General features: G+C 62.5%; 11 protein-coding genes. 7 read left to right on the top strand and 4 right to left on the bottom strand.

Features of this window, described 5'->3' with window-relative positions; genetic code table 11:
- Positions 1-15: 15 nt before the first annotated feature.
- Both V3587_RS10455 and V3587_RS10450 read right to left on the bottom strand, forming a co-directional pair.
- Positions 16-1326, bottom strand: coding sequence for an alanine racemase (locus tag V3587_RS10455; protein ID WP_283376605.1), 1311 nt, complete (start codon positions 1324-1326; stop codon positions 16-18).
- A gap of 47 nt (positions 1327-1373) precedes the next feature.
- Positions 1374-2849: an amidohydrolase family protein gene (locus V3587_RS10450; protein WP_124568805.1), complete on the bottom strand. Its 1476-nt coding sequence runs from the start codon at positions 2847-2849 to the stop codon at positions 1374-1376.
- 204 nt (positions 2850-3053) lie between these two features.
- Here V3587_RS10450 and V3587_RS10445 point away from each other — a divergent pair, with 204 nt between their 5' ends.
- The 7 genes from V3587_RS10445 to V3587_RS10415 all read left to right on the top strand — a co-directional run bounded on the left by V3587_RS10445 (position 3054) and on the right by V3587_RS10415 (position 11216).
- Positions 3054-3899 carry a M55 family metallopeptidase gene (locus tag V3587_RS10445; protein WP_050655401.1) on the top strand — a complete coding sequence of 282 codons (846 nt, stop codon included), beginning with the start codon at positions 3054-3056 and terminating at the stop codon, positions 3897-3899.
- 207 nt (positions 3900-4106) lie between these two features.
- Complete coding sequence (locus V3587_RS10440) at positions 4107-5387, top strand: MFS transporter (protein WP_214886974.1); 1281 nt, start codon at positions 4107-4109, stop codon at positions 5385-5387.
- Between the two features lie 14 nt (positions 5388-5401).
- Positions 5402-6259: a tryptophan 2,3-dioxygenase gene (locus tag V3587_RS10435; RefSeq protein ID WP_283376606.1), complete on the top strand. Its 858-nt coding sequence runs from the start codon at positions 5402-5404 to the stop codon at positions 6257-6259.
- A gap of 142 nt (positions 6260-6401) precedes the next feature.
- Positions 6402-7496, top strand: coding sequence for a M20 family metallopeptidase (locus V3587_RS10430; protein ID WP_124568803.1), 1095 nt, complete (start codon positions 6402-6404; stop codon positions 7494-7496).
- Between the two features lie 2 nt (positions 7497-7498).
- Entirely contained in the window at positions 7499-8437 is a 939-nt protein-coding gene (locus V3587_RS10425; RefSeq protein WP_206029604.1) for a GNAT family N-acetyltransferase, read from the top strand.
- Positions 8434-9549, top strand: a complete 1116-nt coding sequence (menC, locus tag V3587_RS10420) for an o-succinylbenzoate synthase (protein WP_095971447.1) — start codon at positions 8434-8436, stop codon at positions 9547-9549. Before V3587_RS10425 ends, menC begins: the two co-directional genes overlap by 4 nt.
- A 47-nt stretch (positions 9550-9596) precedes the next feature.
- Positions 9597-11216 (top strand): PucR family transcriptional regulator, encoded by a 1620-nt coding sequence (locus V3587_RS10415; protein ID WP_095971487.1) that lies wholly within the window; start codon positions 9597-9599, stop codon positions 11214-11216.
- Between the two features lie 70 nt (positions 11217-11286).
- Here the strand turns inward: V3587_RS10415 and V3587_RS10410 are convergent, their stop codons facing one another.
- A complete protein-coding gene (locus tag V3587_RS10410) occupies positions 11287-12180 on the bottom strand; it encodes a serine hydrolase (protein ID WP_124568800.1) in 894 nt (297 codons plus the stop codon).
- Between the two features lie 154 nt (positions 12181-12334).
- A complete protein-coding gene (locus V3587_RS10405) occupies positions 12335-12970 on the bottom strand; it encodes a ScbR family autoregulator-binding transcription factor (protein ID WP_166811533.1) in 636 nt (211 codons plus the stop codon).
- Positions 12971-13208: the final 238 nt, after the last annotated feature.

The following is a 13208-nucleotide window of genomic DNA, read 5'->3' as shown; positions in this document are numbered from 1 at the left end:
TAAGGGAGCTGTTTCTCAGAAGTAGGTGTGCACCGTGCCGACGACGCGGTATTCCGAGTCGACCTCGGGAATCAGTGACCACTTGTCGAAAGTGGTGCACGGATGCGAGATTCCGCAACCGAGCAGATCGCCGACGGTCACGTCGAAGTCAGCCGGAACGTCGACGTACGCGTGCTGGTCGTTGAGCGCGGTGATGGTCAGTTCTCGCGCCGAGCGGTTGGATCCGTCGCGTCGGTGCCACAGGACGATGGGAAAGCCTGCGTCGGAACCGACATCGCGACGCCCGAAACCCAGGATCGCGCGGCCGGGTTCCGGAATCGACAGCACGACACCCCAGACTTCTGCGGCTCCCTGCAGAGTTCGCGGACCGTCCGCCCACGGCGAAGTCTCGGCATAGAGACCGTGATCATGGGTGATGTAACAACCACTGCGCAGTACGACGCGTACGCCGTTGTCGAGTGCCCACCGCCCGGCCAGTTCGCGCACCACTAGATCGTGAAATGCACTGCCGCCGAAAGTGACCAGCGGCCGGGGAGCCTTCGCGGAGTTGTTCTCGAACAGGTTCTCGGCCACACAGATTTCCGTGAACACCCGCGCGGATTTGAGATACGAATCGACGGAGATACGGCGGGCGGCTACCGAGGCTCCTGGCATCATGCCCTCGAACCCCTCGACTCCGGTGAGAATCAACGAAGGAGCCTGCGACGCTGCGCGTGCAACATCGAGTGCCTGCTCGACCGTGCGAGCGCCGGCGCGCCCGCTGTCGTAGCCCAACTCGACGAGAACCCGGATACGGCTGGCCGGTGAGACTTTCGCGATCAACTGTTCCATCAACCGGACGCTCTCGACGGAGTCGACGAGGGTGGTGACGAAGAAATCGGGATCGGTGGCCTGGGCGTCGCAGATCCACCGAATGCCGGCGGGATCGAGAACCTGGCTGGCGATGACGATGGTGTCCACACCGAACTCACGCAGGATGCGTGCCTGCGCAACGGTTGCCGCCGTCATAGCCCATGCCCCGGCGTCGAGTTGCCGACGAACCAGTTCGGGGCTCATCGTGGTCTTCGCGTGGGGCGCCAGGTCCACATCGTGATCGGAGCAGAACTGCGCCATGAGGTCGATGTTGTGCGCGATCGCTGCACGGTTGAGTGTCATCACCGGCAGCAGGAGGTTGCCGTCGAGTGCCGAGATCCCCAGCGGCTCGAGGTCTGAACCGTCGCGACCTTCGAGGTCGGTGCCGAAGGCCTTGTGCTGCCAACCGATCGGGGGGTTCGCGAAATCCGTCATGGCATCGATTGTGCCGTTGATTGCAGACGATGTGTTCATGTGTGGTGACTTTCTGTCAGAACTATGCAGGTCAGAACGTGATTCGGCTACGAGCGGCGTACCGGGCGACCGGGCAGCGCGTCCTCGACCACGACACCGCCTTCGACGACGGGTACTCCGCCGACCAGCACGCGGCTGATTCCGCTGGAGGGACGGGTGCCGTCGATGTAGGTGGCGTTGTCGGTGATCCGCTCGGGATCGAAAACGAGGATGTCGGCGTCGCTACCGGGGCTGATCCGACCTTTCGTCGCCATCGAGGGAACCGACTCCTCGAGGATCTGCGCGGGGATCAACGAGCAGCGCGCGATGATCTCCGACAACGACAGCAGTTGACGCTCGCGATACAGCGTACGAATCGCGCGTGCGTAGGTGCCGGCGCCGCGGGGATGACCGAGTGCTTTTTCGGGCAATGGCCACTGCAAAGCATCGGCGGGTGTACGGCCGGGCCAGGTCAGTGGCATCGCGTCGCTCGCGATGGCGGCGCGGTCGAAAGTCATCGCCCGTTCGAGGAATTCGCGCTGCACGGTGTCGTTTTCGTCGAGGAACTCCACCAGTACCAGCCCACCGGGGTCGGTGGCCCGAAGGTGTTCGAGCTGTTTGCGGTCCGCGATACGTTCACCGGTGGGCACGAATGTCAGCGACCGTGGTGTCAGATTCATCAGGTGCAGCTTGTCCGGATCGAGAAACGCAGCTCCGACGGCCGTCGACCCGGAACCGTACGGATACGCCTCCGTCGTGACGCGTGATCCGGCTGCTTGGACCTGCGCCACCACCGACAGCGCGTGGTCGACGTGCATCCCCGAGGTGCTGTTGACGTGGCAGTAGTGCATGTGTGCACCGGTTTCGGCTGCTGCACGGGCGATTTCGACGGCGCCGTCCACCGGGCTCGACGGATCGGCCGAGATGAGCGGGCGCGCATGGGTGTAGGTGGGGACACCGGCTCGGGCCGCGAGATCCGCCACCTGCAAGTACTCCACCGGATCGGATTTCGGGGCGTACCCGACGACGACGCCGATGCCGAGAGCGCCTGCGGCCAGATCGTTTTCGAGGAGTTCGAGAATGTGTGCACGCTGGGAGGCGGTGGGCTCGCCCTGCCAGCTCGGGGAACCGAGATGGTGCAGGAGAGTCCTGATGTCGCCGTCGGGATCGGCTCCCGAGAGCTCGATCATTCGGGCGTGCGCCCACGACGTCGCGTAGCCGTAGTTGATCGGGCGTCCCTCGGCACCGGCTCGCGCATATGCTTTCGCGACGGGAATGACGCCGGCCTCCAGTTCGAGGGCCGTCGTGACTCCGTCCAACGCTTGAAGTCGCTGCTCGGCGATTTCCTGCCCGTGGCTGTGCAGGTCGATGAATCCGGGGCAGATCACCTGACCGGTCACGTCGATCGTCTGCCGGGCTTCGATCGCGTCGTGACCCCACGCGGAGACCTTGCCGCCGGTGATCGCGATACCCCGAACCTCGTCGGTCCCCGATGCGGGATCGACGACGCGGCCGCCGGTGAACACGATGTCGTGGACCTGCATCAGCGCTGCACTCCTGTCGTTGGTCGAACCGCCTGGCCCGGCGAATGTCCCGATGGTTTCACGGCTCGGGTAGCGGAATCTGGTGTGAACGTCCCAAATGGAGGCCGACTCACCGTTCGACCGGACAAGAAACGAATGCAGCCGAGTGTGAAGGTGAAAGCGAAGTTATCAATTCGGCCGATTGAGATCGATGGAGGACAGGAAATGCACGTCTATATTTCGGTGGACATGGAGGGTATCGCGGGTATCGCGACGCTCGATCAGACGATCCGTGGCGGTGGCGGCTACCACCGTGCGCAGATGCTCATGACCGCCGAGACCAACGCTGCGATCGCGGGTGCGTTCGACGCCGGTGCGACGAGCGTCCTGGTCAACGACAGCCACGGAACGATGGACAACCTGCTTCACGCAGACCTGGATCCGCGGGCGCGTCTGATCTTCGGAACACCGAAGATGCAGTGCATGGCGGAGGGGCTGACGTCCGATCACGACGTCGCACTGTTCGTCGGCTACCACGCACCTGCCGGCGGCCCCGGCGTTCTGGCGCACACGTTCTCGAGTTTGTTCGCCGACGTCCGCCTCGACGGTAAGTCCGTCTCCGAGACCGACGTCAACACCCTCTATGCCGCCACGCAGGGCGTTCCCGTCGGGTTGGTGACGGGTGACGACATCATCTGTGGCCTGGTGGATGCGGCCTCGCCGACAACCGAGACCGTCGAGGTCAAGAAGGCGCACGGATGGTCGGCAACCAATTCGCTGCCGCCTTCGCTGGCGTGCGAGCAGATCCGAGCAGGCGCCGAGCGTGCAGTGCGCAAGGCCGACACACTGAAGCCGGTCGAGCTGCGTGACGAATGGACCCTCGAGATCGTTCACCCCACCACGACGGGAGCCGAACTCGCCGAGGCCGTTCCCGGCTCGCGACGGATTTCGGACCGCACGATTTCGCACACGCTCGGTAGCGTCGACGACATTCTCGGTCTGATCACTGTCAATGCTCGGCTTGCAGCCGCAGGTGTCTCGACGATTATCGCAGTCGCCAATCGCACGTAATGAAGTAGCGACTCTATCGCGAAATGCCGCCGACGCCGTGTGCGTCGGCGGCATTTGTCATCTATTGGGGCAGAACATGTTCCGAACAACCAAACGTTGCTTCGGGTATTGGTGAAACGGACCAATGCGGTAGACGTGTTCGCTGTCACACTTCATCAGTCTTTCAATGTTCCAGTCCATGCGGCACAAGACAATTCGGGAGGCTTGATGAAGGCAGAACGCGTCACAGTGGAAGAATCATCGCGGAGGGTCGACGGTTCGGTTCGAAACATGATGGACAACAAGTCGATTCGTCGCACGACCACCGTTACAGTGGGGCTGCTCAGTACTATCTGGTTGATCGACATGGTGGATCGCGTCATGATCGGGCTTGCGCTTCCGATGATCGGCGACGAATTCTCGCTCAGCAGTACGCAGTTGGGTGGCGTGGTCTCGGTCTTCGCGATCTTCTACATGCTCGGGCAGGTTCCCGGCGGAATGTTGGCCGACCGCTTCGGACCCAGGCCGCTGTTGATCGTTGCTTTGATCCTGTGGTCGGTGTTCACAGCATTGACAGGGTTCGCGTGGGGGCTCATCTCGTTGATGGTCATGCGTGCGATGTTCGGCATCAGCCAGGGGCTCTTTCCGGCGGCGTCGTTCAAGGCTTTGGCTGAGCGGACGCGTCCGAAAACCAGAGCGACCGCGATGGGTTTCATGCTCGGCGCCAACAACCTCGGCCCCGGCATCGCACCGCTGATCATCGCGCCGGTCCTCATGGCCGTGGGGTGGCGTGACGCGTTCTGGCTGGTGGCGATCGTCGGCGCCGTGATCGGCACGGTGGTGTGGTTGGTGCTGCCGGCGCCGTTGGACACCGAAATCTCGGAAGATCCGGAGGCTGCGCTGCAACCCCTCGCGAGCGAGCACTCCCGCGCCGCGGTGTTCAAGTCCGCGTCGGTGTGGAAGTTCGCGATTCTGTTCTGTCTGGCCAACATGTCCGCGTACGGGCTGATGACCTGGGTGCCGAGTTATCTGCTCAACGACAAGGGACTATCGCTGATCGATACGGGAATCTTTGCCGCGATCCCCTTCATCGTCACGGCGCTGGCCACGATTGTGGGCGGGCGGTTGGTGGACAAGTACTTCCACGACCGGGCTCGGATTCTTCTGGTTCCGTGTATGGCCACGTCGGCCGTCCTGTTGTTCCTGATGACGACTGCTGACACCGTCGCGATGTTCACGTTCTACGAGACCTTGGCTCTCGGCATCAGCGGTCTGTGCTCGATGTCGATCTTCGCGATGCCGTTGCGGGCACTTCCCTCCGAATTCCTCGGTTCCGGAATGGGTTTGATCAACGGGTGTGGTCAGTTCGCCGGTTTCATCACTCCGCTCGTGATGGGATGGATGGTGGACCAGTTCTCGTACATGGCTGCATTCGGAGTCCTGGTCGGAGCGACGAGCGCTGCCGCATTGGTGGCCATGATCGTTCCGCAGACCCCGGCGAAATTCTGAGAAGGAGACCGAAGATGTCGGCAACGGACGGCACACGAAAGATCGAAGACGACGTCGTCACCGATTTTTCCGAGAAGATGAGTTACGGGGCCTACCTCGGACTCGACACCCTTCTGGATTCGCAGCACCCGGTGAGCGAGCCCGAACACCATGACGAACTTCTGTTCATCATTCAGCACCAGACCAGCGAGTTGTGGCTCAAGCTGTTTCTCCACGAGATACGGGCGGCCAGAGCAGCGATCGCTGCCGACGACATTCGCGTCGCATTCAAGCGGATCGCACGCGTCAAACACATCCAGGCCACTCTCACCGAACAGTGGTCCGTGCTGGCGACACTGACACCGGCGGAGTATGCGGAGTTCAGGGGCGTTCTCGGTAACTCCTCGGGGTTCCAGTCGTACCAGTACCGCGCCGTGGAATTCGTGCTCGGAAACAAGAACGCGGGCATGCTGAAGGTGTTCGAATCGGATCCGTCCGCCCATCGATTGTTGGAGACCCTGCTCGGGGAGCCGACACTGTACGACGAGTTCTGGCGGTACTTGTCCAGGCAGGGTTACGACGTTCCGGCGTCGGCTCTCGAGCGAGACGTCAGCGCGCCCTACGTGCGAAACTACGAACTGATTCCGCTGGTCAAAGCAATCTACGAGAACGTCGAGCAGCACTGGACCGCGTACGAGGCGTTCGAGGAGTTGGTCGACCTGGAGGAGAGCTTTCAGCTGTGGCGGTTCCGGCACCTTCGGACCGTGCTGCGAGTGATCGGCATGAAGAAGGGGACCGGCGGTTCGAGTGGTGGTGCCGGGTTCTTGCAACGTGCGCTGGAGTTGAGCTTCTTCCCCGAACTGTTTGCCGCCCGAACCGAGATCGGAACCTGACGCACCTGCTTGTTGCACCCAGCTGTTGGTGACACACGACGAATCCGAGCCCGAAGGACAGGAGTCTTGGACAAGATCCGACAGGGCCGCTTCGACCAAGCTTGACTGCGAAGTTGCAAGTCGGTGACAGGAGAGCGTCGGAGTGGACAAGAAATCAATGGTGGCGGACCTGGCGGCGTTGGTAACCGCCGAGTCGCCCAGTTCCGATCTCGGCGCAGTCGATGCATGTGCGGACGTGGTGGCCGAAATCGGCGAACGTCATCTTGGAAGCGCTCCCGAACGTATCCGCATCGACGGTCGCCAGCACTTGCGCTGGTCGTTCGGCGCGGAGCCGAAGGTGATGCTTCTGGGCCATTTCGACACCGTCTGGCCGCTCGGAACGCTCGCGGAGTTGCCGTGGTCGGTCACCGACAACATCGCCACCGGACCCGGAGTCTTCGACATGAAGGCCGGCATCGTCCAGCTCTTCCATGCGTTGGCGTCTCTTCCGTCGCTGGACGGGGTGGTCGTGCTCCTCAATTCCGACGAGGAAATCGGCTCCCCGACCTCGCGCGCACTGATCGAGGACCAAGCACGTCAGGTCGACGCGGTGCTGGTCCTCGAAGCCGCGGCCGACGGCGCGGTGAAGACAGCGCGCAAGGGAATGTCGCTGTACTGCGTCGACATCGAAGGACGCGCAGCACACGCCGGCCTGGAACCGGAGCGAGGCGTGAACGCTGTCGTGGAACTCGCACATCAGATTCAGGCTGTGGTGGAGCTCGCGGACCCGTCGGCGGGAACGTCGGTGGTGCCGTCCGTGATCAGTGGCGGTACCACCACCAATACCGTTGCAGCGCAGGCGAAACTGTGGTGCGACGTTCGCATGTGGTCGGCGAAGGAACAGGAACGCATCGATCGTTCGATCCGCGCACTGACGCCGGTGCTGGCCGAGAGTCGAATTTCGGTGTCCGGAGGACCCAACCGTGGGCCCTTGGAGTCCGTGTCGTCGGAGAAGCTGTACTTTCTCGCTCACCAGGTCAGCAGCGAGAACGGGCTGGGAATGCTTCGCGACTGCGCTGTGGGCGGCGCCTCGGACGGAAACTTCACTGCCGCAGTCGGAACTCCCACGTTGGACGGCCTCGGCGCCGTCGGCGGTGGTGCCCACGCAGCGACAGAACACGTAGAGATAGATCAGATGATCCCGCGCGCCACCTTGTTGGCCGGTCTGGTGACTCGAATCCTGGAGGGAGGACTGTGACGATGACGTCGCCGAACAATGTCCAACGCAAGACCGTTCAACCATTCGGAGGTGTATCGCCTTCACGGATGCGGCAAGCTATCAGCCAGGCCGAGCAGGCCGCTCTGCTTGCATGTGTGACTATCGAAACCGTCACCGGACATGCCGAGTTGGAACAGGTATTCGGTCTGTTCGAGAAGGTATGGCAGCCGGAGAGCGGTAACCCTCCCGTCCATCGGGACATGATGAAAGCGCTCGCGCACTCCGGTAACTACGTCGCCGGCGCTTTTCGTGGCGGAGATCTGATCGGCGGCTCGGTCGCATTCTTCGAGGAACCGCAACATCGTTCGTTGCATTCACACATCACGGGGATCCTCCCGAACGTGCAGAACGGGCACATCGGCCTCGCGTTGAAACTGTTCCAGCGAGCGTGGGCACTGGAACGGGGAATTCTCCACGTGCGGTGGACTTTCGACCCGCTCGTCGCGCGCAATGCCTACTTCAACGTCTCGAAACTCGGTGCGTTCCCGATCCAGTATCTGCCGCGTTTCTACGCGCCGATGAACGACAGTCTCAACGGCGGCGCAGACAGCGACCGGTTGCTGATCGACTGGGAAATCGGTAGCAGCAAGGTTTCCGACGTCGTCGCCGGTTCGGGAGAGGTCCCGACTCCCGAGTCGTTGGGAGCCAGCGAACTGTTGTCCATCTCCGAAGCCGGCCTGCCCGTGTTGAAGTCGACGAAGAATCGTTTCGTCACGGTGGCTACACCGAATGACGTGTACGCACTACGTAAGTCGGATCCGGCGGCAGCGAACGACTGGCGTCTGGCAGTCCGCGAGACTCTCGGCGGTGTGCTCGCCGAGAACGGGGTGGTTCTCGCTGTCACCAGGACCGGAAAGTATGTCCTGGACCGTGCGCCGGGAACGCAGGCAGGCAGGACAACAGCGGAGGTTACCTCGTGAAGATCGACGGAGTTGAATTACGCCGGGCAGCACTGCCGTTGAAGGCGCCGTTCCGGACCTCGTTCGGCACGGAGACCACCAAGGACGTGCTGTTCGTCAAGGTCGTCACCTCCGAGTCGGAGGGCTGGGGCGAGTGCGTAGCGATGTCCGAGCCTCGCTACTGCTCCGAATACACGGACGGCGCCGCCGAAGTACTTCGCAAGTTCCTGATCCCGTCTCTGGGCGAACTCACCGATCCCGACGTGCACGCACTGAGCGCCGCGATGGAACAGTTCGCCGGACACCCGATGGCCAAAGCGGCCTTGGAAACCGCTTTCCTCGACGCCGAGTTGCGCGCCTGCGGGACGAGCATGTCTTCGTACCTCGGCGCAGTAGTCGATCGCGTACCGGCCGGTGTCTCGGTGGGTATCAAGAACTCGATCGACGAACTGCTCGAGGAGGTAGGCGGCTTCCTCGACGCCGGATACCTTCGGATCAAACTGAAGATCGAACCGGGCTGGGACATCGAGCCGGTTCGCGCGGTCCGCGAGCAGTTCGGCGAAAACGTACTCCTCCAAGTCGACGCGAACACCGCGTACACCCTGGCTGACGCGCGCCATCTCCAGCGGCTCGACGACTTCGACCTCCTGCTGATCGAGCAGCCGCTTCCCGAAGAGGAACTACGCGGCCATGCCAGGCTGGCCGAGATGATGCGGACGCCGGTCTGCCTCGACGAGTCGATCACCTCCGCCAAGGTCACCGCCGACGCATTGGCCATCGGTGCGTGCAGCGTGGTGAACATCAAACCGGGACGTGTCGGCGGCTATCTCGAATCGCGCCGTATCCACGACGTCTGCAAGGCCAACGGAATTGCCGTGTGGTGCGGCGGAATGCTCGAGACCGGAATCGGTCGAGCCGCCAACGTTGCTCTTGCCGCGCTCCCCGGATTTGTCCTACCAGGCGATACGTCGGCTTCCGACCGGTACTTCGCCGAAGACATCACCGAGCCGTTCGTTCTCGACAACGGTTACGTGAAGGTCCCGGAAGGACCGGGTATCGGCGTCGAACCGATCCCTGACCTGCTCGAAGCGATTACCACGTCGGTCGAATGGATCGGCATGGATCGGTTTTGACGAATCACTATGACACACTTCGTTCACAGGACGAAGGAGTGATAGACGTGGGCACCGTACGACCTCGCATCAGTTTGGTGCGGCTTCTCGAAGACGTGGGAACTACGGTGCTGAATCCGGTTGTCGGTGACCCGGAGGCGGTCGAGGAGATCGCTTCGGTGGTCATTCACGACCCCGACGACGACTCACCCTCGACGCCCGACTCCATGGTGCTGCTGGTCGGCATCACCGGCGGCGAACGCATCGCGGAGTCCGTCGCAGGACTGGCCGAGCGCGGAGTGCGAGTGGTGGTTGCGCGAGTGACCACCGAGGTCAGCGACGCAGACCGCGAATCCATCATGTCCTCGGGCGTCGTCGTATTGACGTTGGCCCGCGGAGTCTCGTGGGTTCAGCTGACAAGCCTGCTTCATTCGGTGCTCTCGGCCCGGAACGAAGTCGGGCACATCCATTCACGCGGGGGTGGTCCGGCGGGCGATCTGTTCGCCTTCGCCAACGCCGTCAGTGCGCTGCTGGACGCGCCGATCACGATCGAGGACCGAAGCTCGCGGGTCATCGCCTTCTCAGGCCGCCAGGAAGAAGGAGACGGTCCACGTATCGCGACCGTTCTGGAGCGGCAAGTTCCTGACCAGTACATTCGGGTGCTCGAAGAAGCAGGGGTTTTCGACCGGCTCTATCGCAGCGACGATCCGGTGTGGGTCTCGGCCGAGACCCTCGGTACGAAAATGGGTCGTATCGCCGTGTCCATCCGGGCCGGCGACGAGTTCCTCGGCTCCATGTGGGTGGCAACCGGTGAGCCGATGTCCGAGGACCGGATGCGAGCCTTGCGCGATTCGGCAGGGTTGATCGCGCTGCAGATGTTGCGTTTGCGCGGCGGCGCGGACGCCGAACGTCGACTGCGCGCAGACCTGATCGCAACCCTTCTCGACGGTGGGACCGGTGCGGTCGACGCGATGAACCGCCTCGGCCTCGGAACCGGCCCGGCACTCGTAATGGCTTTGGGCCGAAGGTCTTTCGAAGGTTCGTCGAAACCCGATGACGCTGCCCACGTGGTGCGACTGACCGACGCTCTGGCCATGCACCTCGGCGCCGTCCACTCACAGTCGGCGGCTGCCTTGGTCAACGGGACCGGCTACGCAGTGCTGTCCGTTCGCGGGCATTCCCCGGCCGAAGCCGAACTGCAGGCGTTCCGTGTGGCTTCGGATTTCCTGGACCGTACCGGAGCGTCCGGCGACACGATCATCGGAATCGGTCGGGTCGTGACCAGGCCGGCACAGTTGAGCCGATCGAAGCGTGACGCCGAACATGCCCTCGAAGTGTTGTTGGCGGGACGAGCGTCGGGCAGCGTCGCCACTTTCAGCAGCGTCCACGTCGACGCCATTCTGCTCGAGATTGCGTCGGAAGCCGCAGCCGAAGGGTTTTCGGACCTGGGGCCCATCGAGGCGATCGCCAGCCACGATGCTGCTCATGCGACCTCGTTCGTCGACACTCTCGATGCGTGGCTCAATGCCTTCGGCGATGTCGGTGACGCTGCAGCGTCATTGCACGTGCACCCCAATACCTTTCGGTATCGTCTAAGTAAGCTCAAGGGTATGGCCGCGTTGGATCTCGACGATCCCAACGTCCGGTTCCGCTTGATGGTGCACCTTCGTCTGCGCGGTCCGCGCTAGCTCGAAAGCCGAAAAGTGCGGGTCGTGCTGATTTCTCAGCGCGACCCGCACTTCTGTCAGCGGGTACTGCTCAGCTGTTGCGGAGTGCTTCGACGGCGATGCGGCCGACGGTTCCGATCGAGGCGTCGATCTTCGGGGCGCGATGCGTGAGTTCGTGGGACTTGGTGAAGACGCCGACGGCGTAACGCTTGCCGTCGGGGTACGCCACGACACCGGCTTCGTTTCGTACCAATCCCAGCGTTCCGGTCTTGGCGGCGACGGTGACCTCGTCGGGGAACCCGGACGAAAGTCGGTGTGGCCAGACCTGCTTGCTCATGATCGTTCGGACTTCTTCACAGGCTGAGGCGGGCCCTGCTTCGTCCTTCCAGATTGCAGCCAGCAACATTGTGATCTCACGAGGAGTGCTGGAGTTGGAGCGAGCCGGATCCATGACGGAAATTGTCCGGAGAATTTCGATCGGGGGCATTTCCAGCAAGGTGCCCTTGTCGACGCCGAGGTCGTCGTAGACCGATTTGAACAGACCGCGGCAGTCACGAACCAAGTTGGTCTTCTCCAAACCGAGCCCACGCAGCGTCGCGACGATGTTGTCGAGTCCGAGACGCTCGTACAGGAAATCGGTGGCGGCGTTGTCGCTGAAGCTCATCATGAGCAGAGCGAGATCTCGCCAACTGGCCGTGACGTCGTCGGCGCAACCGCCGATACCGATGCCGCCGGAGCGGAACTCGGCGGTCACGGTGGCGTGCTCGGTCGGATCAAGGGTGCCGGCCGCAACTTCGCGGGCGTACTGCAGCACGACAGGAATCTTGAAAACGGAGGCGAGGATGACACCCTCGTCAGCGCCGTAGCCGAACTCTTCGCCCGAATCGATGTCGCGTGCGTGGACGAACGCATCGGTCTTCGCTTCGGCCAGTACAGCAGCGATCTCCTGCTGTGCGCTCTCAACGTACGTGGCGGTTTCGGTCATTCGAGAAGCCTTTCGTCGGTATCCGTCTATCTGGGTTATTCGTGGATCTGACGATAGTGAGTCGACGACGGGGGGTCTTGTACGAATCGACGAAGGTTGGCGCACGGTTCGGTGCCGATACGCCGAATCAATCGATTGTCAGGGTGTTCCGGGGTCAGGACGCATAGGTTTCGAGGCGGCATCCGACCAGGTCGGCGACCTCGGTGCGGCGCTTGTCCGAGACCACACCGGCCAAGAGCAACGAGAACAACTCGTCGATACGATCGTTCAAATCGCTTCGTCGGGTGAGTACGTTCGATACCAGCTGAACGCCGGTGAACGCCGAGATCACCACGCGACCCACCGATTCCGGCTCCACGTCTTCGCGGATATCGCCTTCGAGCTTCGCGGTCTCGGCCAGTTTTCGAAGGTCGCGGATCCACGCGAGGTACGGGCCTTGCGAACCGTCGACGGAGGCCAATTCGAGGTTAAGCCGGACTCCCGCACGAACAATCGAGTCCGCGACGAGTTGGCGGCCCATCTCGTGGCACACCATCACGAGCTGTTCCAGTGCCGGTGCGCCCGTGGCTGCTACCGCGGAGAAAGCCGAGATCGAGATCTGGTGTTGCTCTTCCATGACGGCTTGGGCCAATTCGTCTTTGGACGAGAAGTGAAAATAGACCGCACCCTTGGTCATCCGTGCCGCGGACACGATGTCGTTCATGCTCGTGCTGCCGTACCCCGTGACTTCGAACCGATCAGCAGCGCCTTGAAGAATCTGTCGGCGACTGATCTTGGCACGTTCCTGCATTGCTCCCTTGTCCTCCGACTGTTAACACGTGAACTAGTTTTAGGGCCCTAGGTCCCGGACCGGCGCCCCACGGTAGCAGCGAAACTCGTGCTCGCGCGACAGCGCGAAACGGACTGTTCGGTGTGCAATCGCAGGTCACGGTCGGTAGGAGCGACAAATGCGACCGCCGCAACCTCCGGGGGAGGCTGCGGCGGGGAGTCCAGTTATCGGCCAGCGAAATTCGGTCGAAGGTACGCGA

It is taken from the genome of Rhodococcus sp. IEGM 1306 (assembly GCF_036541985.1).
In the GTDB taxonomy this organism is placed as follows: Bacteria; Actinomycetota; Actinomycetes; order Mycobacteriales; family Mycobacteriaceae; genus Rhodococcus_F; species Rhodococcus_F qingshengii.
Note: the sequence above shows the minus strand (reverse complement) of the source record. Positions and strands in the feature narration are given on the sequence as shown.

Bases quoted from the DNA above. Each gene is read 5' to 3' on its own strand.
- V3587_RS10455 (WP_283376605.1), bottom strand. From the start codon at position 1,326: ATGAACACATCGTCTGCAATCAACGGCACAATCGATGCCATGACGGAT.
- V3587_RS10450 (WP_124568805.1), bottom strand. From the start codon at position 2,849: ATGCAGGTCCACGACATCGTGTTCACCGGCGGCCGCGTCGTCGATCCC.
- V3587_RS10445 (WP_050655401.1), top strand. From the start codon at position 3,054: ATGCACGTCTATATTTCGGTGGACATGGAGGGTATCGCGGGTATCGCG.
- V3587_RS10440 (WP_214886974.1), top strand. From the start codon at position 4,107: ATGAAGGCAGAACGCGTCACAGTGGAAGAATCATCGCGGAGGGTCGAC.
- V3587_RS10435 (WP_283376606.1), top strand. From the start codon at position 5,402: ATGTCGGCAACGGACGGCACACGAAAGATCGAAGACGACGTCGTCACC.
- V3587_RS10425 (WP_206029604.1), top strand. From the start codon at position 7,499: ATGACGTCGCCGAACAATGTCCAACGCAAGACCGTTCAACCATTCGGA.
- V3587_RS10410 (WP_124568800.1), bottom strand. From the start codon at position 12,180: ATGACCGAAACCGCCACGTACGTTGAGAGCGCACAGCAGGAGATCGCT.
- V3587_RS10405 (WP_166811533.1), bottom strand. From the start codon at position 12,970: ATGCAGGAACGTGCCAAGATCAGTCGCCGACAGATTCTTCAAGGCGCT.